We start from the raw sequence: 22,114 nt of genomic DNA, 5'->3' as shown, positions 1-22,114 counted from the left end.
ACAAGCTTCCCTGCACGGCTGAGGAACCCTAATACGTTTAGTCTTCGGCTACGAGAGTAGGCGGTCACTTCGCAGGGTTGACCGACAGGGCTCCACGCGTATGGCACTGACGACGATTGTGAAAAGCCTGACTCATCAAAATAGTAAAGCTCGTGCTCGCCTTCGTCTTCCTGCTGCTGAAGCGCCTTAAGGAGGCCCTGAGTATTGCGGAAATCCCTTTCGTTACGCCGTGCCTTCAGTGAATGACGAATGCGCTTGAAGCTGAGATCATTTTTTTTTTCAACGCCCGGCGAAGGGTCACCGTGCTAACTGTCTTGCCAGTCTCTTCCTGAAACCGAGCCTGTAAGGATCGAATCTGATGAGGCTGCTCAACAACCATTTCTTTCAATCGCTGGTTGTCGTGCTCGTCCAGAATAGGTGTCCGACCACTGCGGGGCTTATCGGCGAGCCCGTCAAGCCCCAACGTTTCCCATTGTTTGAGCCATCGAGAGACGGCATCGCGGCGAACCTGCAGAATGTCACTGATCTGGTTGATGGTATGGCCCTGACCACTCAGCAGGATGGCATTCGCACGTCGACGTAAAGCCCGCTTCTCGCTTTGGTGATAGGCCTTGGTTAGTGCCTGCTGCTCAGACTTTGTGAGAGGATCAACAAAGCGACGCCTTGCCATAGGTTTATCCGTATCAGTGATTTTAAAATCGATGTTACACGGAAATTTGTGATCAGGCACTTACAAGTATGTTTGGAAGGTCAATCAAATACGTAGCATCCCTAATGTAACCGGAACTGCAGCAGCGGGATTCCAAGACGCCTCTTTGTGGGAGGAGGCAAAGAAAAAAGGTGACAAAGAAATTAAAAAAATGATCGACGAGGCGCTCGTACGCACCTCAGTGACTGTCGTCTTTGTTACTTATGGTACTAAAGACCGTAAATATATTGATTATGAAATAGAGCAATCTTTAGCTAGGGGGAATGGCCTCGTAGCTGTACAAATTCATCACTTGAAAGATAAAGATGGCAATACTGGTTCTCCAGGAGCGATACCGAGTCAGGTCGAAAAAAATGGCTTTAAGGCATATAAGTATACAAATTCAGAAGATCTTTCTAAGTGGATAGAAGAAGCAGCAAAGCTTGCCGGAAAGTAAGTTATAACGATCACATGCACTCGGGCAGCAATAAGCGCCGCTCCTTCGACGCTCTGTTTATTGCTGCCGGTCATATGAGGCATTAGGCGAATTGTTGACTTAGGGGAGTCGTATGTCGATTCAAAAAGAAAGACAGTCAGAGCGTCAAACGAAGGTATTAGGCAGAATTTGTAGCTTTACCGCCTCAAACGATGATCTTTTCTCAGTGCTCGTGCCATTATCATTCTTACTTCTTGTTGTGCTGGCTTTATTAGGGAAAGCTGCAGAGATGGCCGTTGTGGCGGGCTTCTCTGCTGTTTGCATGGCGTTTCTGAGGTTGGAAAATTTTTCTGAGTTCAGCGGCGTAGGCTTTTCCGCAAAGCTTCGCGATGTGGCTAAAAAGGTCGAGGCAATGGCAGTTAGAGAAACTGAAGTCGATGCTGACGATGTCTCTGACGCTCAATTTGGGAAAATCGCCACGATTCAGGTTTCTGCTCAAGAGCGAGAGGCATTGCAAGCGATCGAAGACAGTCCTTTCACTTTCAGAACGGCGACCGGTCTTGCTCAGAATTTAGAGCTTTCCGTATCTGCCGTGCGACAGCTCATGGCTGGCTTGGAAGAAAAGGGTTTAGCATCCCAAATTGTCACATCACGCCGATCAATTGCATGGAATATTACCGCTCAAGGTCGTAACTACCTTTTGAGCATGGCCAAGTGAAGAGATTGCCTAACAATCGCAGGCACAGCTACGGCTTTTCCATTGCGGCTGCGCCTTCATTACAAAGTTGCACGTACTGCGGGCGTTAAAGCGCTATATCAACGGCTCCTAAAAGACCGCTCCTGGCCGAAACCAGCCTTTCCAGTTTCTGATGTAGCGGGACTGTGCAACGTGCAGGCTTTTGCGGCAAAGTATGGGGCAGCTGTAGATTGCAAGGAGATGCGGATGTCCGCCGCCAGTACCTATCGTCATTATCCCAGTTTCACACGTCGTTTCACCCGCTCCATCCTGAAGCAGGTAGGGTTGCCCAAGAAGCATGAAAAGGAAGTGTTTCTTGATCTGGTAGAAGACCCCAGAACCATGACCAGTATCAACGGTGAGGCACTTGTGCTCGAATACTGGCATGAGCGTCAGGGGCGAATCATCGTGCCGGAACCCTCGCTTTCGGCCTGGTTACAGCAGGTGTCTTTGAGCAAGGTGCAAGGTGATTCGTTTGCCTGGCCATATGAGTTCAGTACGATTTCTCTGCCGACTGCCCAGCTGTTTGAAGGCTATACCATTGAAGGCGTGATGGTGAGCTGGATGCAGGCGTCCTCTCTTCAACAGCGGTATGATGATTTTCTCCGCCAGTATGGTTCTTCTTTCCAGATGGAAGTGCCTGCCTCTCAGCCGGAGCAGTGGTTAACTATCAGTATTCATAATCCGCTGGAGCCTCAGTCGACCCTTAATCCTTCCCTTTTACGGGCAGCTTTTACGCCGGAACAGCTGACGGATTTTATCAACCGGGAAGCCATGAAGACCGTTGGGCTATCCGGTATGTCTATGAACGCCGATGAGCAACGCATCCTGAATGCCGTGATTCGCTATGTGGTCTCGCTGGGTATGTATTTGTCTGCCTACCCGGAGTCTCTTAACAGTGGCGTGCCATCGTATATGAAAAATAAGCACCCCAGTGGCAAGGGCGGTATGCCCTTTGCGCAGGTGGAGTACGACAGACATGATCGCGAACTGGTGGCCGCCATGGTGTCACCCCATTCCGTTTCACCTTACTGGCGGCAGCTGCGCGATGAACGTTTTTACCGAGGCAAATGGAAAAGTCATCGTCGTGGAAGCCGTTATGTGCTGGTCAGTGGCTATGAAGTAGGTAGCGATAAAACGGTTGCCGTAGAGAGAGCACAATAGTGAATATTTCACCGGATCCATCTCGGTGGACAGGATGCCTGTTGGGTCTGGCCGTAGGTGATGCTCTGGGAGCACCGTTGGAGTTTCATTCTCGCGACCGGCTTAAACCGATCACCGGTATGATTGAAGGTGGCAAGTTTCGGATGCGCCAAGGGGAGTGGACGGATGATACAGCCATGGCACTATGTCTGGCGGATAGTCTGATTGCTTGTGATGGCTTTGATGCAGCAGATCAGATGGCACGCTATTGGCGTTGGGCTGAGGAGGGGGAAAACTCAACCCGTCCACGTGCCTTTGGAATCGGTAAGACGGTTGCGGGTGCACTGGCAAGATATCAACAGTCTGGCTCCCCCTGGTGTGGAAGTGAGTCTTCAGCATCTTCCGGTAATGGTTCCCTTATGCGCCTGGCCCCGATTCCAATGCGTTACGCAGGATCAGTAATGCTGGGTGAGTATGCTGAGCTCAGCTCGCAAACTACGCATGCCTCTTCACTTTGCGTCAGTGCCAGCAGGCTGATGTCTCAGCTGATAAGCAATGCGCTTCTGGGGGCCACCGATAAAACAGCTTGGTTAATGTCAGTGCCTTCCGAGGTACATGCACCCTCACTTATCAATGCATTGGCAGAGGGTGAATATCGCGTTAAAGAGCGAGTCGATATTTTTGGCAGCGGATATGTCGTTGAGAGCCTGGAAGCTGCTCTATGGTGCCTGTGGCAAACTGAGTCATTTGAGGATGCGGTTCTAATGGCAGCGAATCTGGGTGACGATGCCGATACGACAGCGGCTATTACTGGTCAGCTGGCGGGTGCATTTTACGGTGTGGCTTCCATTCCTGATGCCTGGTTGGAAGTATTGCATCAAAAGCAGCGAATACAAGGTACTGCGCAACAGCTTTACAAGGCTTACTGCTTTGATGCTTCTTTGGCAGTTCCCAACAAATAAGGACGTGATGATGTCTCTGGAAATACGCGATGATCACTTTATGGTGTGTACGGACTGTCAGATGATTATCGTCAACGATGACGCCAGCGGACTGGATTATTCACTTGATGAGGATGTAGCGAACGAGCGCGAAGAGCAGATTCGTAAGGCGATTTCCGACATCCAATCAGACGGCAGTTATCTTATTGCCGGTGATGACGATCAGAATGATGAGTTTTCATCCAGGGCCTGCGATTGCTGTGGGACACGTCTGGCTGGAGAAAGGTATCATTGCAGGCTTTTAAGAAACGTCTTGTAATCAGCTTGCTATCGAAAATTTTGCACGCCAGCACTGATATGTGCAATGTGAGACGAAATTCGGATTGCGAAGCCTAGGTTTTGTACGAAAAGTCTTATCTACTAACTTTACCTATGCAAAAGCAGCATAGGGGGGCAGAAATGGTTGGACGTTACGAAATCTCTGATGACAGATGGGCATTGATTGAAGATATCGTTTCGCCTCCGCAAACCATGGGCAGGCCCAAGCGAAATGATAGAATAATGCTCAATGGTATTTTTTGGGTGCTGTGCTCTGGCGCTAAGTGGCGTGATCTACCCGAGCGTTATGGCCCTTGGTCGACGGTGTATGACCGATTCCGCAAGTGGCGCGATGACGGCACTTTTGACGCAGTGCTTGACCGCTTGCAGCTCAGGTTACGTGAAGATGGGCTTATGGATTTGGACACTTGGATGATTGATGCGACTTCTGTGAGAGCAACGCGTGCTGCCGCTGGAGGCGGTAAAAAGGGGGCTCAGAGGAACCGTTAGACCATGCGCTCGGCCGAAGCCGCGGCGGCTTAACCACCAAAATTCATTTGGTTTGTGATCGGCATGGTTGGCCACTGGCATTCACGTTATCTCCCGGTCAACAGGCTGATTCTCGTCACTTTGTCACCACGTTGGAGAGGATTTCTCTTCCAGGCAAAACTGGCAGGCCACGCAAACGCTGCTGCTATATGGTGGCTGATAAAGGATATGACAGCGATGTGCTTCGTCGTTACTGCGAAAAGCATGGTATGAAACCGGTGATTGCTCAGCGCAACATGCATCGAAGGAAACGGCCAGGACTGCCTAGACGATTCGATAAGCACAAATATCGTCAGCGAAATGCAATAGAGCGCTGTTTTGGGTGGCTTAAAGAATTACGCCGCGTTGCAACCCGCTATGAAAAGCTGGCGAGTAGTTTTAAGGCGATGGTATGCGTTGCATGCATCGACCGCTGCTTGCGAGCCAACTTTTCGTACAAAACCTAGGGTCATGGCTTTTAAACCGAACAACATTTTTTACATGGGTCATCAATGGCATTTCGATTTCAGCGGCGGATAACACTAGCTCCCGGTGTTCGGCTTAACCTCAGCAAACGGGGGCTGGGGCTCTCGGTCGGGCCGCGAGGTGCCAGTGTCAGTGTTGGACCCAGCGGTGCTCATGCTCATGCCGGCATTCCTGGTACGGGGCTTTCCTACCGCACTAAACTGGATCGGAAAGGAACCCGAGGTACTTCGTTCTCCAGAGAAACTCGTGCTGGAAGATCTGACAACGTCTCATCACGCTTGCCAGAGGCGGGGCATATCGACTTGCAGCTGGTGGTCGATGATGAGGGTGACGTGCGTTATCAATGGCCGGATGGCGAACCGCTTTCCTTTGAGGACACCCGAGCAGTAAAACGCCAGGGAGAGGCGATGATACGGGAGCGCCTGCAGGTCATCTGCGAGCAGCGCAATTCGGATATTGATGTGCTAGGGCAGCTCCATTGGACAACCCCGTGTCTGGAAACACGCGGCTACGCGCCTAAAGCGTTTGATGAACCTGCACCAGTGCCGCCCGAGCCACTCCGCTTGAGCTGGTGGCAGCATTTATGGCGGCCGACCCGAGAACGACTGGAAGCGGCACATTACGATAGCCAAGGTGCCTATGATGTTGCAAGAGAACACTGGGAAGCGCGCAAGGCGGCATTCGAAAAGGCTCAACTGGCGCGGCAGTACGACGAAGAGACAGGCGTCTTCAGGGACTTGGATGTCATGCAACAGGTGTTGCACAAACGGCTGGAAGAGATTGATTGGCCGCGAGAGACCGCGATTGATTTTGACCTGGGTAGCGACAAACGCACCATCGCCGTCGACATTGATCTGCCGGATGAAGACGAGATGCCGGATCACTACTGGCAGATGCCTGCTAAGGCGCTGAAGCTATCGCCTCGAAAACTCAGTGGCACTCGCCAGCGTAAGCTCTACCGTGATCACGTTCACGGCGTGGCGTTTCGCGTGATCGGGGCGATTTTTGCCCGTCTTCCTACAGTCGAAGAAGCACGAGTATCTGGGTACCGTCAGGTGGTGGATGCCGCCACCGGTGGTGAACACGATCAATACCTTTACAGCATCAAGGTGACCCGTGAGCAGTGGTCTCGCATTCACTTTGACCAGCTGGCACAGGTCGATCCCGTGGCAGCCGTGGAAGCGTTCACCCTACGTCGGGACATGACCAAAACGGGGATCTTTCGAGATATTGAGCCCTTCACACTTTCATCGTGAGCAAGACGTGCTGAAATAGCACGGTATTCCACTGATTTAAAAGGCTTATACGTATGCGACGTTTATTCCTTCTCTTTGTTACCTTTCTTCTGATCACCCCGCTGGCCAACGCCGGAATCGTCAAGAAAAGCACTTCCGGCATTTGTCACAACGAGGCAAGCGCGTACTACAGCCGAACCAAGAACTTCACGCCCTACGACGATCTATCGACCTGTCTGGACAGCGGTGGCCGGTTACCTAAAGGCCAAGCAAATCAAGCCACCTCAACGACATCTAATAGTGAGTACAGTCGTTCCCAATTTGGCCACGGCTGGTCGGATGACGACGGGGATTGCCAGGATGCCCGGGCAGAAGCGCTTATCGCATCCTCTACCGTACAACCCGTTCAGTTTGCCAGTGATGATCGGTGTCGCGTCACGCGTGGGCGCTGGATCAGCCCTTTCACCGGGGAGGTGATTCAGAACTCGTCCGATATCGACATCGACCACGTTGTACCGCTCAAGTTTGCCTGGGATCACGGTGCTTCTGATTGGCCACGCGACAAGCGCATCCGGTTTGCCAATGATCCCGTCAACCTGTTCCCTGTAGAAGCCAGCCTCAACAGAAGTAAGGGCGCGCGGGGGTTGTCAGAATGGATGCCGCCCGCTGGCCAGTGTGGGTATGCCAGCCGATTTGTGCGGGTTGCGACAATTTATGGGGTTACTTTACCAGAAGCTGATCGCAGTGTTCATGTGCGTGTCTGCAATTGAGCGTTTGATGTCCTTCCCCCCCTGAAGCACGAGGTTTAACGCGCATTCTGATCAAGCGCCCTCGATGGGGCGCTTGAGGTGCTTAATCCACGTCTGATCTTGCCTGAAACTCCCGCGCAATCTCCAGGTCGAGCAGATCGTTTTCGACCGACATGGTTTCCGGCTCGCCCCATTCAGCCAGCGCCAGCACTTCGCCCTTGGTGAGCCCAAGCCGCTGTTGAAGCCTTGCCGCATAGCGGTCAGGGCTAATGGGGTGACTGGCATCGAACGGGGCCATAATGGTTGCCCTGGCATAGCAGTCGTCACTTCCCTCTAGCCCCTCCAGCGCAATATCGTTGGCTTGTGCCAGTAGGGGCGTAATGCCATCACCGGCGGCAACGATAGGGCGCTCACTTTTGATCCAGGCCCAGCTCCGGTACTCATCGTCGCCGTCACGCACATAGCCAATCACGATGACCTGCCAGTGCATCGGCGTGTTGATCGCAATCGTGTAGGTCGATTTGATCTTTTCTGGTGTCGATGGGGTGAGCAGATTAAAGCCCTGGTGATGATCGGGTATCGGTTCACCCGCCTCGGCCCTGGCATGATCGACATAGCGCCAGCTATAGAGCAAGCGCGTCATCTGGCGCATTTTGTTGCGCTTCCGTGCAGAGAGCGCCTTTTTGTCCCGTTTGGAAGGCCGTGTGTTCGGTTTTCTTTTCGCTTTGGGCATGGTTAAGCCTTCGTTTCTGTGTTGTGTTGCTGCTGGCGCTGTTTGCCCCGCCAGCGCCGGTAGTGGCCCCGCGCTTTCTGGCAAGCCGCTTCGATGGTCGGGAAGTCTTCGCTGGCATCGCCGATGAAAGCTGTCGTCTCGAAATAGTAGCCCCAGGGCGACGCGACAACGCGATAGCCTGGGGGAAGGGCGTGTTTCGGGTTGCTGGGGTCGAGCGATACGGCCTTGGCCATGTCCATGGTGCTGGCTCCTGGTCGGTGGATTCACAAATATCGTCTCACGACTTTTCAATCGACCAAGCCCCAACGGGGAATGTTATTGGTCGCGCCAGCAACGCCAGAGGATTGTCATGTCATCCCCGTACCCCAGCTCGTCGGGATAGACAGGGTAGCGTGAAATCCAATCGAACAGCAGGCGACAATCGCTGGCGGTGTCGTCGTCCAGTCCCCAAAGGTCGGTCAGTCCAAAACCGCCGTTGTCGTCAGGATTGTGCCAAGCCAGTAGGAAGCTGGCGCAGATGCGTCCCTGTCCTGTATCCGTTTGCGCGATGGCGATGACGCGCTCCAGAGCATGTCGTGTGGGTCTGTCGAGCTGGATATAGTGAATTGTCAAGGTTGATCGTCCTGTCGTCGCAAGTATTGCCACACTGCACGGCAGGCCAGTGCATCTGCGGCAGCGCGATGTTTCGACCCAGGCCAGTGAAAGCCCACATAGTTGGCGGCGGAGTCGAGCTTGTGCCAGCGATAGTCGTTCCAGTCGCCGATATGTTCTGCAAAATCGAGCATGCAGCACGATACCTGGTCTGCGGCAGTCGCCACCTCGGGTAGAAAACCCAGATCAAAATCGGCGTTATAGATCACCAGTCGAGCCCCCGTCACCAGTGCGAGCAATTCTGGTAGCACGTCTTCACGGGTGGGGGCCATCGCTACGTCGTCAGGCGAAATACCGTGTATGCGCTGGGCGTCCGGCCATGCGGTCGATTCGGCAGGTCGAAGTAGGGTGTCGAGCACGATATTACCCGCGTCGTCGACCACGGCAATTTCCACCAGCTCGTCTGTCGCGGGGTGCAATCCGGTTGTCTCGGTGTCCAGATAGAAGGTATTCATGAAAAGCGTCTTTCCAAAACAAGTGAAGCCACCGATCAAGGTGGCTTCTTGACTATTGTAGCGCTTCAATAACGGTATTGCTTAAAGCAGCCCCGAAATGGCATCTGTAAGCCCCTGTTCCAGCTCCGGCAGGGCTTCCTCGAAATCAAGGTTCATCTTGTTGGCGACACTGGCAATGCGGGTGTCGTAGCGTTGCCATTCGGTTGCCGATGTTGATTGAACGCTGCGAGTACCCGAACTGCCTTGGCTCAAGTTCGCCTGATTCTGTTCGGTGACGGTGATGCCGTCGTCGACACGCCGGCTCACGCGAACATCCGTGATCATCGAAAATTTAACGTCCTTCACCATGGCGTCTGCCGCCGCACCGATCAACGCGCCAGCGATGGCCGTCCCCACGCGCCCAGAGCCACCGCCAACATAAGTGCCGCCCAGTGCTGCGCCAGTCAAGGCCGCCCCATAGCCTGCACCGACCGCCTGAGACGCATCGCGCAGATCGGTTTCCCCGATTTGCAAGACATTAGCCTGGATTAAGAACTGGGCATCGTCCAGATCGCGGGTGACTTCGTAGCCTTTGGCCTCGATGGCAGAAATGACACTGGTTTCGATGTCGATTTCCTGGTGGTCAGAAGTGTTGCGAAGCTGGACATAGACCACTTGCTCGTCGAGCGGAACAGGATCGAGGAAGATGGTGTCCGACATTTTGGTGCTAACGGCCAGCTCGCGCTTGTTAATCGCCGTATGCGTCGCTGCGCACCCGCTTAACAACATGACACCGGCCATGGCACCGGCAATGAGTAGGTTTTTCTTCAGAAGCATGGGGTTTTCCTTCTAGGATCGTGATGGTATTGCCAGCCCGACGGGGCTGGCGCTTTTTCAGGTTCAGGCGTTCAGGGCGGCCTTGATCGTGGAGGAAGGGCGCAGCGCAATCGTCTTTTTGGCGGGGATATTGATCTCGTCGCCCGTCCCAGGGTTTCGGCCTTTTCGGGCTGCCGATTGGCGTAGCACCAGTTTGCCCAGGCTACCCAGGGAATACTTTTCCTGTTCCTCGATGTTGGCTTCCACACTGTCGCCGAGGGCCGTCAGCACCGCCTCAACCGTGGTTTGGGATTGGCCGCTGCGTTCGGCAATGTCGCGGATAACGTCGCTTTTCTTTTCCATGATGTGTCTCGCTTTTCTATGTGATGGGATTGGGTGACGGGCGTGCTACGGCTGCTGCAACGCTCGCACCAGGGCTTCGTCCGGCATATCGCCGTCGAGGGCAACCACCGCATCGGGACGGCGGCCTTCTGAACGCGGATCAGGCTCGCTGGATGCGTTTTGCGATGGTGCCGCCGCGTCAAAACGGGGCGTACCGTCGACGCGCTCCATGAGCTGCCGGTATTGCGCTCGCAATGTGTCGCCTGCATGGCCGTTCTGGTCAGTAAAGGCGGTCAGTGCGCGATTGACGTCGGGGAAGGGCAGCTTGATCAAGCTGTACACGCGATAGCCCTCACGGCCCGACTGGATGACCCGCTCGACATCTTCTGCGCCCGCGACGTTCACGCTATCGACGAACGTGTTAACGATGCTTTGGAAGCTGGCATCGCCGTCACCGGCCAGTGTGCTTTCCGCCGACAAGGTTTGATTGATCTCTTGGGCCACGCGACGGCGAGCGTCGATATTGGCTTTTTGGAGCGCCAGCGACAGTGATGTGCTGGTGCCGATACCCGCGCCATAAAGCCCTGTAGCGTCCGGTGACGGCGTTTTGATGACCCAGGCGGGGATAGAGTCGATCACACCGCTTTGACGCGTCTCACGCTCGCTGATGCGTGTCTCGGCGCGTTCGTGCAGGGCAGCTTCGCGCTCAAGCGCCACGTCCGTCGGTGTCTGGCTGGCGCACCCCGCCAACAGCAGCAGGGCGCTGGCGGCTCCGACAAGCGGTATCCAGCAGGGCCGTATAGGGTGTGTTGGCATTCCCGATTTCCTTTTTTGGTAGTGAGTCTCGATATCTATCTTCTTCGCCGGATCAAAACGGCCAAACGCGTGCGAAAAGCTCAGAAAAACCGCCCGTACCGCGCAATTCCTATATCCCGCTTGCTGTGGTCGCGGCGAACATCCCCGCGTCCGATCCAGTTGTTTCGTACTGGCATCAGGTCGTCGACGCGAACATGCTCAAATGCTGCCGACACGTCGGTAATCCGTGGGTGTTGCGCTGGCACCGTAAACGTGAACACGGCTTGTCCCAGGTCGGGGCGGTAGCGGTCTACCTGGAACCACGTCAGCGCCCGACGGTGAAACGAAGCGGTCATTGCACTGGCGTCACCCGCACGAACCGCCCGATAGGTGTCGAGTCTACCCAGGTGGTCGTGGTAGATAGGTTGCCGGAAGGACGGAATTTTGGATGTTTTATGGCGCTGACCCTCCAGTTCAAAAGGCGCATGGGGCGCTTTAAGCCCCATATCAGGGAGATGCTGGCCGCCGAGATACCAGAGATAGTGTTCCAGAGGCGTGAAGGCCAGAAGGGCGGCCTCGCGGCGGTTATCGCCAAAGGCGACCGGCGACAGCACGACCTGGTGAAACTGGGCGGCAGGGGTAGGGCTGCCAGGGGCTTCCATGTCGGCATTGACGCTCAACGACAACACCAACGGGGACGGCGCGAACAGGTCGGCAGCCAGCCAGTATTTCAGCGACCGCCAGGGATCAAGTGCCTGTATCTGCTCAGGGGTGAGCTGGCCGTGGGTGAAGGGCAGGCCCGTGGCCTCCAGCACAGCCTCCACGAAGCCATCAAAGCCGGTGACATGCACGGTGTATTCGGTGCCTTGGGTGTGAGGGCTGGGGGCTGTCTTCACAATGTCGACATCGAGGGCAGCGTTGTAGTCGCGGGTCAGGCGCGACACATCCTGCGCGAGCTGGCGCTTGAGCGGACGGACATCGGCATACGTCTGCGGGATCGCGTCGACGCCCTCCGGCTGGTAGGTCAGGCGTGAACGCGAGCGGCCATCGGACGGCTGTTCCTGGAACGCCTTGATCCAGTCTGCCTGACGCGGATCGTAGCCCTCCAGGCGCAGCCAGGGAGCCAGGTCGTCATTTTTGAGCCACGATGCCAAATCAGCAGCGAAGGTAATCGCGCTGAATGGCATGTCGGCGGGTTCGGTCGGTGTCTCAGCACGGGCAGCAGGGAGCGTTGCCTGATGCTGGCCACTGCCGTCGGGAGTGGCACTGACAGGGGCGTTCTCACGCAACCGCCGGTTCTCGCGTTGCAAGTAGGCATTGGCAGCGGTAAGGGCATGATCAAATTGCGCGTCAAACCTCGGCCTTTTAGGCCGGGGAAGGATAGCGCGAGGCGCGTAGCGCCTCTTGGTTGACAGGCTATATTTACCGCGTTAGATTCAAGCCATGACCACCGCACATCGCGCCTACCGTTATCGGTTCTATCCCACGCCCGAGCAAGCTGACCAGCTTGCCCGGACGTTTGGCTGTGTGCGGTACGTCTACAACCATTTCCTGCGGCAGCGCACCGATGCCTGGTTCGAGCGTCAGGAGCGCATGGGCTACAACGCCACCGCCAAAGCGCTCACCAGCCTCAAGAAAGAGCCAGACACGGCGTTTCTGGCCGAGGTATCCAACGTCTGCTTGCAACAGTCACTCCGGCATCTGGATCGGGCGTTTAGCAATTTTTTCAAAGGTCAGGCGCGGTATCCCACGTTCAAGAAGAAGCAGCGCAAGCAATCAGCCACTTACATGGCCAACGGTTTTCGTTGGCGCGACGGCAAATTGTGGCTGGCCAAGCAAAAAGACCCGCTCAATATCCGCTGGAGTCGGTATTTTTCCGGCACGCCGAGCAGTATCACGGTGAGTTGTGACACCGCTGGCCGTTACCACGTCAGCTTTTTGGTGGCGGAAGCGGCCACACCACTGCCGGTTACCCCCAAAATGGTCGGCATTGATCTGGGGCTGACGCATCGCGTTATCACCAGTCACGGCGAAAAAGTCCCCAACCCGCGTTTTCTACGCCGTACCGAGCGTAAGCTGGCGCGGGCGCAACGGAACCTGTCGCGTAAACAGAAAGGTTCCAATAACCGCGCCAAAGCGCGGCTTCGGGTGGCTAAGGTACATGCCAAGCTGGCCGACCAGCGTCGCGACGCCACCCATAAACTCTCCACGCAGCTTATTCACGAGAACCAAGTCATTGCTGCCGAGAGTTTGCAAATTAAGAATATGGTCAAAAACCGCTCACTGGCCAAGGCCATCAGCGACGTGGGTTGGCATCAGCTCACGCAACAACTGACGTACAAGGCCGAACGGTACGGGCGTGATTTCGTCCAGATCGACAAGTGGTTTCCCAGTTCGAAACGCTGCTTTCACTGTGGCCATATCACCGAGAAGATGCCACTGAACGTGCGTACTTGGGACTGCCCTGGCTGTGGCACCCAAGGCATTGACCGCGACGTGAACGCTGCTCGCAACATACTTCAATCGGGCAAAGCGATCCTGGCCGGGGCCGACAAGCTCCGCCAGCATGAGAAAACTACCGTGGGACTCACGGGAGGTTAAGCCTGTGGAGCTTGTGTAAGACCTGAGGTGCTATCACCAAGGGCAACGGGCTGCGAAGCAGGAACCTGGAAGGCAACAACCAGGGAATCCCCTTCCTTTCCGTCGTCAGACGGCAGCGCAAGCTGAGGGAGGGGAGGAGGTCAATGTCGTACAGCGCATCAATATGGCGCTGCAAGCCCGAACTATCGACGATGGCGGTCGCCGTCAGGGTCATTTCCAGCCGATCCTCGCCAACCGGTCGGACGGTTTCTCTGACATCGTGAAGCGCCACGACACTGCCAGATACCAGCACCGATGTTGCCGCAAGCTGCTGGTCAGCAGACAAGCGTTCCTCGAAAGCACGATAGACACCGGCCTGGTCGAGTGCCTGACGCTTCAGGCGTTCCATGAGGTGCTGTTTGGCGATCTGGGGGGTATCTCGATCCCCCAGTAGGTAGGTATCGTGAACGGCGTAGCGCCCATCTGCCGCTGCCATTTCAAAATGACCAGACAACCGTGATGTGTTGCCGGTATATCCCTGTTCGGTGAGCTGGCTCAGGTGGTTGATCTGGTCACGCTCAGGGGTTGGGCGTTGTTCGGTGATGGCGCGGGCGTCGTCTACTGACGTGGCGGGAGAGGGGGCCGGTGAGGATGCACAACCGGCGATGGCCAGCAGCAGCGCCAGCAGGGCAACGTGGGACAGGTGGATTGGCATAAGGCAGTCCTGGTCTGGATCGTGTTGCCAACAGGAATACCACAAGTGTCGAATCGGCCAAGGCGGTGCGACGTGGAAAAGAGGTCAGTCAGTCAATGCGGTTACGTTGGCGATGCGCGTGATCGCCAGAGACGCTATACCAGCGAGCTTCTTCTGTTTGACGCCGTTCTCTGGCAGCGTCTTTTGCCTGTTCGCTGTAGCGAAACATTGAATGGGGGCCACCATAAGAAAACCATTTTGATCTTTTCTTGCGTTTTCCCTCGCCCACCGGCTCGTACCAGGTGGCTACCCAATACGTCGAACCGTTTTTGCGCTCAATGTGCTGAACCCCAGGTATCTCGCCTTCTTTTAAGTGCGATCGGCCTCCGGCTTGATACTGAGGCTATCGTTTGTCCCGCAGGGCAGGGGGATTCGCACGGTCGGCGTCGCATGTGAGGGAGGCCAGTAGACAAACTTGGACTCACGCCAGCTAGGCGAAAGGGTGTCAGGGCGTTGGCAGGGTGGCTGATGGAGCATGGGTGTATCCGGTGAGTATTTATGACAGGGAAAACAGTATCGGGGTTTAAGGGGAGTGCTCGCTCAATAGACACTCCCCGCTTCGTGCCATTTCAAACCTTATGATAACTCTCTTTCGCTTGCTGGGTGGCCTGCAATACGCTCCATTTCCACGTTTGCCAAGGACATATAAGCATCGAACCCGTAGACGACTTCGTTTCCTTCGTGAGACGCCAGCGCAATGTCACCAGGGAAAGCACCAAAATGCTTGAAATGGTCGGAGGCAAAATCGACGAACACGGTTTTTGCCCAGCAATCGAGAAGCTGCATCTGGAAGCCGTGGTGGCAAAACCCTGTCTCGTCGCTTATCCGGTCGCTGACAACCTGCTCCAGTGTTTCAGCGTCAATCACCTCGTCAAACGCAAAACAAAGCGTGTGAGGCAGTTCTGGGGCGTTCTCGTCGTTGTCGTAGGCAATGTCTGTCACAAGCACACGAAAAGTACGCTCAGAGGCAGCCAAGGGTGCCAGCTCGGCGGGCAGCGGTGCGCTATAACTACTGGCCAGCCCTCTGTCGTTGACATCGACAAATGCGACATGACGCAGCCCGCTAGGACGATCAAACTGCACAGCGACCGATTGGCCTGCAAAATCGCGGTGCAAGACCCCGCCGAGTTCGGCGAGGCTCTGGCAAGGGACTTGTGTAGCGAAGGCGCGAATCAGAAAGGTAGGCATGGCGTTCTCCTTGGTGTCTTAATAGCAACGTGGGTATCAAACAGTGGTTAAAGCGTCAGGTCGTTTCGCGTGTACGCCGCTGCTATCGGCTCGGCCAGCGTCGCGCTGTACGCGGAGTCGTCGATTTCTTCCAGCGCCTCGGATACAGGCATGTTGTCTTCCTTCCAAAAAAATCGCCAAAACCGCCGATAGCTCACCTTAATGCAGGTCGCTATCGGCGTTACGCATGGGAAATCAGCTTTTTCAGCGAGCTTTGCCTGCTTGGAGAGCCAGTGCAAAGGCATCCTGTGAGGCTTTGGAGTCCACCGACCACTCCTTGCTGGCCAGTGCGTTAAGCAGGTTCAGGAAGCCTGTGACTGCTCCCCGCCCTAAGCGCTGACGCGCCACGGGCGAGGCTTCCAACTTCTTAGGCAGCAACCGACGCGTGGCCGGATTGACGCATGCCTCCGTTGGCAGGAACCGACAGTCCTTCGGCTCGTAGTTTGATAATGCCCTGCTGGCGAATGTTGAGCGCGGCGTTAACGTCACGGTCGATGCCTTGTATGCCGCACCCTGGGCAATCCCAGGTGCGAATACTGAGCGGCATCTTATCGACCTTGTGGCCGCAGCCTGCACAGGTCTTGGTGCTGGCAAACCACTGGTCGATTTTGACCAGGTGCTTGCCCTGGGCGTCTGCCTTGTACGCCAGCTTTTGGATCAGGCTGTGCCAACTGGCATCGGCAATGTGCTTGGCCAGCTTGCGGTTTTTCAGCATGTTTTTGACTTTCAAGGTCTCGACCACCACCGCTTGGTTATCGTCAATGAGTTGTCGAGACAGCTTGTGCTGGAAGTCAGCACGGGTATTCGCCAGACGCTCGTGCGCCTTAGCGAGTTTGAGCCGTGCTTTCGCACGGCCTTTGCTGCCTTTCTGGCAGCGGGAGAGCGCTTTCTGCTTGCGGCGTAGGTTGGCGCGCGCCTGCTTCAAGAAGCGAGGATTGGCCGTCTTGTTGCCTTCCGAGTCGATAGCGAGGTGTGTCAGCCCCATATCCACACCCAGCACGGCGTCCACTGTTTGCAGCGGTGCCGGGGCTTCCTCTCCATCATCGACCAGCACTGAGGCATAGTATTTGCCAGTGGTGGTGCGGGTTAAGGTGATGCTTTTCAGCGTGCCAGTGATGTCACGATGGATACGCGCTTTAATCGGTGTGAGCTTTGGAATCTTGATCGCGCCCTCACCGACCTTGATGCCGGTACAGTGATAGCTCGATTGCTTGCCGTGCTTGCGCTTGAACCTGGGGTAACGGGCAGGCAGCTTGGGGTCAAAGAAGTTCTGGAAAGCCCGATCCAGGTTAATACACGCTTGCTGCAACGCCATCGAATCGTAGTCTTTTAGCCAGGGGTACTTGCGCGACTTCTTTGCTACGGCCAGTAGTAGCTTGAGGTCTTTCTTGGCGCGGAGCTGGGTGCCATGCCGCTTGTACTGTGTACTGATGATATGCAGTGCCTTGTTGTACACAAACCGCACCGCGCCAAACTGGGCGTTCAAGAACGCTGCCTGTTCGAGGGTGGGGTAGAGGCGTACTTTTGTGGCTTTTAGCATGGCATGGGGCCGCACAGGACTGTATGTTTATCCATTGTAGGTGGCGGTGGGCAAAGATCAACCTTGCAGCGCTATCGCGCTGCCCGCTTTCCTCCCCGCCCTGAATCGGGCGAGGGTTCTCGCGGGACTGTGCTGAAATCGGCTCCCGACATCGCGTGAAGTGTGATATGTTGTATGGGCTGCATGACAGACCTCCACAGTTTGAGTATGCGGTATGCCCATTCCGTCCTTATCCGACGGAATGGGCGCTTACTTAAAGCCCGAGTCGGGCGACTTCCCCCTCCCAAGGCCCGTAATGCTCGGTTTGCAGCATTTTTGCTCGGGCGACCTCCTTGCTATAGCGGCACACCTCCTTTGGTTCTATCTGGCCTATCGCATAATAAAGCGCCCTTGGGCCGACAAACCGCTGGCCGTTTGACAGATCAATAACGACAGATATGCCGTTCTTAACGCCTTCGATCCAGGCATGGCTGAAGCGAATACCGCTAACCGGCCCTTGTCCTGTGACGACGCCATGCGCCAACACCTTGTCGGTGACGCCTTTGGTAGATTGAGCGTGAATGTCTCGACACCTCACGATTAACTGCCCTGCCACCTGAAAGCAGTCACCGCCGCTGGGAAGTGTGTTATCCGTCATCGTTTTTTCCTCATTAAACAGCCGAGAGTGCTGTTTACCGGCTTGTCGGAAAACCGACTTGTCGGAAACCTGTATGCTCGGTACAAGCCACTGATTAGGTTAGTTTTATCGAGTGGCTGGTTGTACCGATCTCTTCCAAGCTATCACGGCTTTTCAATCGACCAAGCCCGTGCGAGCACTTTTTTGCACCCGCCAGGATTCGCAGCCTCTTGGCAAACAATCCACCTGTGGCATCGTGGTGGCATCACAAACGCAAATTCGATTCACCAGGAGTCACTGATGTCACATTCAGCGAAAACGCCACGCACCATCTGTCAATTTCGTGTTAGCCCGTCGATTCCAACCATCCGGTTTGACCCGTCCCAGGACACGCCGATCATTGCGCAGTTCACCAGCCGCCGAGGTAAACGCACGGTATTGTTCGTGGGAGCGGATCATGCGTCGGTCTGGATACGCCAGGACAGTCTGGAAGGAGCCTTGCCGGTCACGCTACTGGAAGGAGTTGTCAGGGAAGCCGACCGACGTTTCATTGTAGGATTGGTACAGCCGCACTGGGCCAGGGTGGCGCAGGAATGGGTGTTTCGTGGCCATATCGACATGCAAGCGTTGGCTGACCAGACGTTGTTGGCAGCGGTGAATAAGCGTGACGAGGATGCGGAGCTACAACGGGCAAGTTGATAGCCTGTCATCATGTTAAGCTATCGAATCGACGTACTATTTTCGGGAATTTTCAATGTCATCTTCTCAGCGTCTAAAACTACCTATTGGGATTCAGACCTTCGCGGATATTCGTGAAGATGGCTACTACTACGTCGATACTTGCCCGTGGAAAGCCTATTTACCTGGTAGGAATAGAGTTCTCCAGTGTCGAGCGGCAGATTACAGCATTTGATGTGGAACTGTTGACACCGTGACCCACCTTTTCGCGCCTGACACTCAGGCGCGAAAAAAATTAAAAAACAGGGCGTTAACCGCTTGGTCGATTGAAAAGTCGTGAGAATCTGGAAGTAGACGTTCACTATTTCCAGGAGTTACACGATGCCTATCCGCAAATTCGACGCCTTTGTATCCACCGTGGACATCCAGACAAAGGATGCCACCATTCCCGCCAATACCTACCTGATGTGCATCAAGGTGCTGGGTGGCACGAACCCCGTGGTCGTCGACCGCACCATGCGCCCTGAGCAGGCCATCAAGCTCTCCACCAAACATGTACGCACCCTGGCCGATGCACCTGCTGACGATCCGAACGTGATGTCTCTGCGCCATCATGTCGATATCGCGCTGTCCGGTCAGCAGCCCTTCCTTGAGCGTGATTACCGCCCAGGGGAAATTGTTGTCTGTGCGGCTCCTGTGCCGCTTGACGATGAGTTCATTATCCCGAGAGGGCATCACCTGGTCTGCAAACGCGTCGCCGCCGGTCGGGTGGTGTTTGAGCTCTGGCACCCGCTGTACACCACCCGCATGGACTTTGAGATTGCCCACGACTATGCGCCGTTTGTCTTCAAGCCGGTGGACGATCACGACGATGAAGCGTATGTGCAGGCCACTTATGGCTTGAGCCTCGAAATTGATTTGTTCAGCGATGACGATGCACCTGACGAAGATCAGGCGTTTGTAGCGACCTTCACCCTGCCTTACGAGCGTTTTCGTGTGGCCAAGCGCCCAGGTGGGGAATGGGTCTTTGATCAGGACGAAGATGCCTGCGACGCGATGGCGTACCAGCTGCGCCAGCACGCAGCGCCCCCGAAACATAGCCATCTGGATCGGGACTTCTATCTTATCGACTGCGATAGCCGCGAACTGTTGGCGTACTACATCGAGTATCGCCTGTCCTGGCGTAGCCGCGCCTGGTCGTTTTCCACTTTTCTTCAGCACCGTCAATTGATCAATGAATGTCATCAGGTCATCCGTCTGCGGGAAGCCGAGCGCCAACTGGCGCTGGGGGGGCTTGGCATGACGCGTGTTGTGGTGATTGACGCGGATGCGATATCGCCGGTACAGGCAGCGCCCCTGATGGTGCCGTCCGACAAAGTGCTGGTCGCCACGAACAACCGTGACGTGATTCCTGACTGGAAAAAACAAGTGGGATCACGCTCGCAATACCGACTCGAAATCGTCAGCCCGCGTGTGCCACAGGCAGCGGATATGGCCCTGGCGTTTATCGCGGGGGAATGGGTGGCCAGAGAACCTTCGTTGCTGGCGCTTCCGTGGCTGCTTGTTTCCCGTGATCGGGATATCAGCGCCCTGGCCAGCTGCTTGCTCGCACGGGGCGTCGCCTGTGTGTCTCAGGTACACGTTCACCGCCATTGTGCGCCAAGCGCCTCGTCGGCCAACAGCACGCTTCATCCTACCTCGCCACCCGCAACACCTCCGCCATGTCACCGTCGGCTGACGCAGGCAGAACAGCTGGATCGCCTGATACGCCAAGCAGGCGGGTATCCGTGTCATCTGGGGCGAGTGCGCCCGCTGTTAACCAAGGCATCGGGCATCAGGGAGGGCAGTGTGTTGCAAAAAATACGCGATGGCAAAACGCGAGGCATCAAGAAACATCTGGTCAGCCTGGGATTCGTTTGTACCAAGACGCGGGTAAGTCGTTTTGGTGGCGCTACCCAGAAATCCTGACTTCCGATGCGATAAGGCCACCGTCCTGTTGACTAGAATCCCACCTGGAAAGACAGGCCACGCCCCCTTTTTCCTTTTTCCTTTTCCCTTTTCCCTTTTCGGAGGGTCTAAGCACATGAAATATATGGTTTTTTTCGGCCTAAATGGGACAAATTAGGGGTTAAAGGGGGACAAATTAGGGGTTAAAGGGGGGACAAATTAGGGGTTTGAGGGGGACAGATTAGGGGTCGGGATTTCGGCCTAAATGGGACAAATTAGGGGTGGCCTGTGGATAAGTATCAGTGCCGCGAAAGGGGACAGATTTGGGGTCACTGCCGTCCGCCAGCGACAGCCAAAAGTGAAGCGAGGATAGTGTGAAAAAAGACGACAGACCACAGGTGTACAAAAGCAATGCGTTGATCGAGGCACACTTCGCGGCATCGCTCATGGAGCAGCGTATCCTGCTGGCGTGTATGGCTCAGGTGCGCCGTGACGGACAGATCACCGATGAAGTCATGTATCGCGTTTCAGTGGAGGACGTGACACCGGCGACACACCATTCCAAAGATATCTACCGGCAATTGGCGCAGGCGGCCCATCGGCTGAAACACCGTGATGTCTGGATTGCTGAATACCCCAATGGCGCAGGGACGCGACCAGAGCTTCTGAGCACGGGTTGGGTACAGACCATTCGATACAAGAAGGATCAGGGATGTATCGAGCTTCGTTTTAACAAGGACATCCTGCCGTATTTGTCTCAGTTGAACAGCGAATTTACCGGCTACTGCATTGACGATATCGAGGGGATGACAAGCCAGTACGCCATTCGCTTTTACGAACTGCTGTGCCAGTGGCAGACAAAAGGGCAGCTGGAGCTGTCTGTTGGCTGGCTGCGTCAGGCGTTGGCGCTCGACAACAAGTACCCAACCTATAAAGATTTCCGTAAGCGGGTGATTGAGCCCGCCATCGCTCAGATCAACACGCACACGCCCGTTACCGTGTCGTACATTCCCATCAAAACGGGAAGATCGGTGACGCACTTGAGTCTCGACTTCAAAATCGCTGCGACACATAAGCCAACAGCACGCACCTCCGCCAAGGCATCCAGGCCACCCAACGCGACCAGCACACCGCGTTCGGCCCCGCAGGCAGGCAAACCCATGTATGGCATATCACCATTGATGATCGAACGGCACAAAGCCGACGGCGATAGCTGGGAAGACGCGGCCCTGAAGGCGCTTTATGCCAAAAAGCGATAAGTGACCGCAGGAAATACCTGAAAAATCGGCCCTCAGCGCCCTGGCCGATGATCAAGTCTCGCTACCATGAGGGCATCCATTACCCAATTGAGCGCTCAACATGCGGCTCCAAGATATCGGTGGAGCCCAGCGATACGAGCAGCATGGCCGTGACGTACTGGGTGCATCCGTACAACAGCTAGTACCGCCCCCTCAAAAGTGAAAAAAGTGCTCGCACGGGCTTGGTCGATTGAAAAGTCGTGAGACAGTGAAGGTATCAACACGACAGGAGAGAGACATGAGCCTACATAACAACACGCCTTGCCAGCACCGCCATTTCGCGGCCTACGAAGACGGCCACTACCGCTACCGCATCGAAGATGCTGAGGACAACGTGCTGGTGTCGTTTGCCAGCTTGTCTGACGCTGAAAGAAAGCTGGCACAGCACGACGAGACGTGGCTGCGTATTCCGGCGAACGTGACCGGTCATTCCGGTGATCGTG

26 protein-coding genes and 2 pseudogenes are annotated in these 22,114 nt (G+C 55.4%); 14 read left to right on the top strand and 14 right to left on the bottom strand.

Annotated features, from left to right (window positions below; genetic code table 11):
• Positions 1–670 (bottom strand): annotated as a pseudogene (locus INT21_RS02035) (IS630 family transposase); the annotation flags it as partial.
• 82 nt (positions 671–752) lie between these two features.
• On the opposite strand from INT21_RS02035, the pseudogene INT21_RS02030 reads away from it, so the two are divergent.
• From INT21_RS02030 to INT21_RS01995, 8 genes and pseudogenes are all read left to right on the top strand, one after another.
• Positions 753–1,145: pseudogene (locus INT21_RS02030) on the top strand (TIR domain-containing protein); the annotation flags it as partial.
• A gap of 112 nt (positions 1,146–1,257) precedes the next feature.
• Positions 1,258–1,842, top strand: a complete 585-nt coding sequence (locus tag INT21_RS02025) for a hypothetical protein (protein WP_193061741.1) — start codon at positions 1,258–1,260, stop codon at positions 1,840–1,842.
• A 225-nt stretch (positions 1,843–2,067) separates the two neighbouring features.
• Complete coding sequence (locus INT21_RS02020) at positions 2,068–3,024, top strand: hypothetical protein (RefSeq protein WP_193068174.1); 957 nt, start codon at positions 2,068–2,070, stop codon at positions 3,022–3,024.
• The gene (locus INT21_RS02015; protein ID WP_193068175.1) at positions 3,024–3,965 is read left to right on the top strand and encodes an ADP-ribosylglycohydrolase family protein; all 942 of its coding nucleotides are present in this window, start codon (positions 3,024–3,026) and stop codon (positions 3,963–3,965) included. The genes INT21_RS02020 and INT21_RS02015 overlap by 1 nt, the downstream gene beginning before the upstream one ends.
• Before the next feature lie 61 nt (positions 3,966–4,026).
• Positions 4,027–4,263, top strand: coding sequence for a hypothetical protein (locus INT21_RS02010; protein WP_193068176.1), 237 nt, complete (start codon positions 4,027–4,029; stop codon positions 4,261–4,263).
• 140 nt (positions 4,264–4,403) lie between these two features.
• Positions 4,404–5,257 (top strand): IS5 family transposase gene (locus tag INT21_RS02005; protein ID WP_193068177.1). Its coding sequence is split into 2 segments (ribosomal slippage): positions 4,404–4,746 and positions 4,746–5,257, totalling 855 coding nucleotides; the frame shifts between segments, so codons are not numbered across the junction.
• Between the two features lie 45 nt (positions 5,258–5,302).
• Entirely contained in the window at positions 5,303–6,532 is a 1,230-nt protein-coding gene (locus tag INT21_RS02000; RefSeq protein ID WP_193068178.1) for a DUF4236 domain-containing protein, read from the top strand.
• 53 nt (positions 6,533–6,585) lie between these two features.
• A complete protein-coding gene (locus tag INT21_RS01995) occupies positions 6,586–7,281 on the top strand; it encodes an HNH endonuclease family protein (protein ID WP_193068179.1) in 696 nt (231 codons plus the stop codon).
• A gap of 82 nt (positions 7,282–7,363) precedes the next feature.
• Here INT21_RS01995 and INT21_RS01990 read toward each other — a convergent pair whose 3' ends face one another.
• The 8 genes from INT21_RS01990 to INT21_RS01955 form a co-directional block, all read right to left on the bottom strand.
• A complete protein-coding gene (locus tag INT21_RS01990; protein WP_193068180.1) occupies positions 7,364–7,912 on the bottom strand; it encodes a hypothetical protein in 549 nt (182 codons plus the stop codon).
• An 83-nt stretch (positions 7,913–7,995) separates the two neighbouring features.
• A complete protein-coding gene (locus INT21_RS01985; protein WP_193068181.1) occupies positions 7,996–8,232 on the bottom strand; it encodes a hypothetical protein in 237 nt (78 codons plus the stop codon).
• 76 nt (positions 8,233–8,308) lie between these two features.
• Positions 8,309–8,605, bottom strand: coding sequence for a DUF7673 family protein (locus INT21_RS01980; RefSeq protein WP_225736277.1), 297 nt, complete (start codon positions 8,603–8,605; stop codon positions 8,309–8,311).
• Positions 8,602–9,099 (bottom strand): 3'-5' exonuclease, encoded by a 498-nt coding sequence (locus INT21_RS01975; protein WP_192539329.1) that lies wholly within the window; start codon positions 9,097–9,099, stop codon positions 8,602–8,604. Before INT21_RS01975 ends, INT21_RS01980 begins: the two co-directional genes overlap by 4 nt.
• An 81-nt stretch (positions 9,100–9,180) precedes the next feature.
• On the bottom strand, positions 9,181–9,915 hold the full coding sequence (locus INT21_RS01970; RefSeq protein WP_226912593.1) for a complement resistance protein TraT: 735 nt from the start codon (positions 9,913–9,915) through the stop codon (positions 9,181–9,183).
• 63 nt (positions 9,916–9,978) lie between these two features.
• Positions 9,979–10,257, bottom strand: coding sequence for an HU family DNA-binding protein (locus INT21_RS01965; protein ID WP_193068182.1), 279 nt, complete (start codon positions 10,255–10,257; stop codon positions 9,979–9,981).
• 45 nt (positions 10,258–10,302) lie between these two features.
• Positions 10,303–11,052, bottom strand: a complete 750-nt coding sequence (locus INT21_RS01960) for an LPP20 family lipoprotein (RefSeq protein ID WP_193068183.1) — start codon at positions 11,050–11,052, stop codon at positions 10,303–10,305.
• Positions 11,053–11,132: 80 nt separating this feature from the next.
• Positions 11,133–12,320: a hypothetical protein gene (locus tag INT21_RS01955; protein ID WP_193068184.1), complete on the bottom strand. Its 1,188-nt coding sequence runs from the start codon at positions 12,318–12,320 to the stop codon at positions 11,133–11,135.
• A gap of 154 nt (positions 12,321–12,474) precedes the next feature.
• Here INT21_RS01955 and INT21_RS01950 point away from each other — a divergent pair, with 154 nt between their 5' ends.
• Positions 12,475–13,632 (top strand): RNA-guided endonuclease TnpB family protein, encoded by a 1,158-nt coding sequence (locus tag INT21_RS01950; protein WP_192539822.1) that lies wholly within the window; start codon positions 12,475–12,477, stop codon positions 13,630–13,632.
• On the opposite strand, the gene INT21_RS01945 is transcribed toward INT21_RS01950, so the two are convergent.
• The 5 genes from INT21_RS01945 to INT21_RS01920 form a co-directional block, all read right to left on the bottom strand.
• A complete protein-coding gene (locus INT21_RS01945; protein ID WP_192539823.1) occupies positions 13,619–14,326 on the bottom strand; it encodes a hypothetical protein in 708 nt (235 codons plus the stop codon). The genes INT21_RS01950 and INT21_RS01945 overlap by 14 nt on opposite strands.
• Positions 14,327–14,941: 615 nt before the next feature.
• Positions 14,942–15,553, bottom strand: coding sequence for a hypothetical protein (locus INT21_RS01935; protein ID WP_192539824.1), 612 nt, complete (start codon positions 15,551–15,553; stop codon positions 14,942–14,944).
• A 243-nt stretch (positions 15,554–15,796) separates the two neighbouring features.
• A complete protein-coding gene (locus INT21_RS01930) occupies positions 15,797–15,940 on the bottom strand; it encodes a hypothetical protein (RefSeq protein ID WP_193084786.1) in 144 nt (47 codons plus the stop codon).
• A gap of 19 nt (positions 15,941–15,959) precedes the next feature.
• Positions 15,960–17,132: an RNA-guided endonuclease TnpB family protein gene (locus tag INT21_RS01925; protein ID WP_193084785.1), complete on the bottom strand. Its 1,173-nt coding sequence runs from the start codon at positions 17,130–17,132 to the stop codon at positions 15,960–15,962.
• Positions 17,133–17,385: 253 nt separating this feature from the next.
• On the bottom strand, positions 17,386–17,769 hold the full coding sequence (locus INT21_RS01920) for a hypothetical protein (protein WP_192539826.1): 384 nt from the start codon (positions 17,767–17,769) through the stop codon (positions 17,386–17,388).
• A gap of 279 nt (positions 17,770–18,048) precedes the next feature.
• Here INT21_RS01920 and INT21_RS01915 point away from each other — a divergent pair, with 279 nt between their 5' ends.
• The 5 genes from INT21_RS01915 to INT21_RS01895 all read left to right on the top strand — a co-directional run.
• Positions 18,049–18,447, top strand: coding sequence for a hypothetical protein (locus INT21_RS01915; RefSeq protein WP_193084784.1), 399 nt, complete (start codon positions 18,049–18,051; stop codon positions 18,445–18,447).
• Between the two features lie 55 nt (positions 18,448–18,502).
• On the top strand, positions 18,503–18,661 hold the full coding sequence (locus INT21_RS01910; protein ID WP_193084787.1) for a hypothetical protein: 159 nt from the start codon (positions 18,503–18,505) through the stop codon (positions 18,659–18,661).
• A gap of 146 nt (positions 18,662–18,807) precedes the next feature.
• On the top strand, positions 18,808–20,394 hold the full coding sequence (locus tag INT21_RS01905) for a hypothetical protein (protein ID WP_193084783.1): 1,587 nt from the start codon (positions 18,808–18,810) through the stop codon (positions 20,392–20,394).
• A 353-nt stretch (positions 20,395–20,747) separates the two neighbouring features.
• Complete coding sequence (locus tag INT21_RS01900; protein WP_192539902.1) at positions 20,748–21,632, top strand: replication initiation protein; 885 nt, start codon at positions 20,748–20,750, stop codon at positions 21,630–21,632.
• Between the two features lie 277 nt (positions 21,633–21,909).
• The coding region (locus INT21_RS01895; protein WP_193084782.1) for a hypothetical protein at positions 21,910–22,114 on the top strand (205 nt) is incomplete at its 3' end.

The organism is Halomonas sp. 3F2F, from assembly GCF_014897805.1.
Lineage (GTDB): Bacteria > Pseudomonadota > Gammaproteobacteria > Pseudomonadales > Halomonadaceae > Vreelandella.
This window is presented reverse-complemented; position numbering and strand designations above follow the sequence as displayed.

What these genes read in the sequence shown, in the direction of transcription:
- INT21_RS02025 (WP_193061741.1), top strand. Translation starts at nt 1,258, where the DNA reads ATGTCGATTCAAAAAGAAAGACAGTCAGAGCGTCAAACGAAGGTATTA.
- INT21_RS02020 (WP_193068174.1), top strand. Translation starts at nt 2,068, where the DNA reads ATGTCCGCCGCCAGTACCTATCGTCATTATCCCAGTTTCACACGTCGT.
- INT21_RS02010 (WP_193068176.1), top strand. Translation starts at nt 4,027, where the DNA reads ATGATTATCGTCAACGATGACGCCAGCGGACTGGATTATTCACTTGAT.
- INT21_RS02000 (WP_193068178.1), top strand. Translation starts at nt 5,303, where the DNA reads ATGGCATTTCGATTTCAGCGGCGGATAACACTAGCTCCCGGTGTTCGG.
- INT21_RS01995 (WP_193068179.1), top strand. Translation starts at nt 6,586, where the DNA reads ATGCGACGTTTATTCCTTCTCTTTGTTACCTTTCTTCTGATCACCCCG.
- INT21_RS01990 (WP_193068180.1), bottom strand. Translation starts at nt 7,912, where the DNA reads ATGCGCCAGATGACGCGCTTGCTCTATAGCTGGCGCTATGTCGATCAT.
- INT21_RS01985 (WP_193068181.1), bottom strand. Translation starts at nt 8,232, where the DNA reads ATGGACATGGCCAAGGCCGTATCGCTCGACCCCAGCAACCCGAAACAC.
- INT21_RS01975 (WP_192539329.1), bottom strand. Translation starts at nt 9,099, where the DNA reads ATGAATACCTTCTATCTGGACACCGAGACAACCGGATTGCACCCCGCG.
- INT21_RS01970 (WP_226912593.1), bottom strand. Translation starts at nt 9,915, where the DNA reads ATGCTTCTGAAGAAAAACCTACTCATTGCCGGTGCCATGGCCGGTGTC.
- INT21_RS01965 (WP_193068182.1), bottom strand. Translation starts at nt 10,257, where the DNA reads ATGGAAAAGAAAAGCGACGTTATCCGCGACATTGCCGAACGCAGCGGC.
- INT21_RS01960 (WP_193068183.1), bottom strand. Translation starts at nt 11,052, where the DNA reads ATGCCAACACACCCTATACGGCCCTGCTGGATACCGCTTGTCGGAGCC.
- INT21_RS01950 (WP_192539822.1), top strand. Translation starts at nt 12,475, where the DNA reads ATGACCACCGCACATCGCGCCTACCGTTATCGGTTCTATCCCACGCCC.
- INT21_RS01945 (WP_192539823.1), bottom strand. Translation starts at nt 14,326, where the DNA reads ATGCCAATCCACCTGTCCCACGTTGCCCTGCTGGCGCTGCTGCTGGCC.
- INT21_RS01935 (WP_192539824.1), bottom strand. Translation starts at nt 15,553, where the DNA reads ATGCCTACCTTTCTGATTCGCGCCTTCGCTACACAAGTCCCTTGCCAG.
- INT21_RS01925 (WP_193084785.1), bottom strand. Translation starts at nt 17,132, where the DNA reads ATGCTAAAAGCCACAAAAGTACGCCTCTACCCCACCCTCGAACAGGCA.
- INT21_RS01920 (WP_192539826.1), bottom strand. Translation starts at nt 17,769, where the DNA reads ATGACGGATAACACACTTCCCAGCGGCGGTGACTGCTTTCAGGTGGCA.
- INT21_RS01915 (WP_193084784.1), top strand. Translation starts at nt 18,049, where the DNA reads ATGTCACATTCAGCGAAAACGCCACGCACCATCTGTCAATTTCGTGTT.
- INT21_RS01910 (WP_193084787.1), top strand. Translation starts at nt 18,503, where the DNA reads ATGTCATCTTCTCAGCGTCTAAAACTACCTATTGGGATTCAGACCTTC.
- INT21_RS01905 (WP_193084783.1), top strand. Translation starts at nt 18,808, where the DNA reads ATGCCTATCCGCAAATTCGACGCCTTTGTATCCACCGTGGACATCCAG.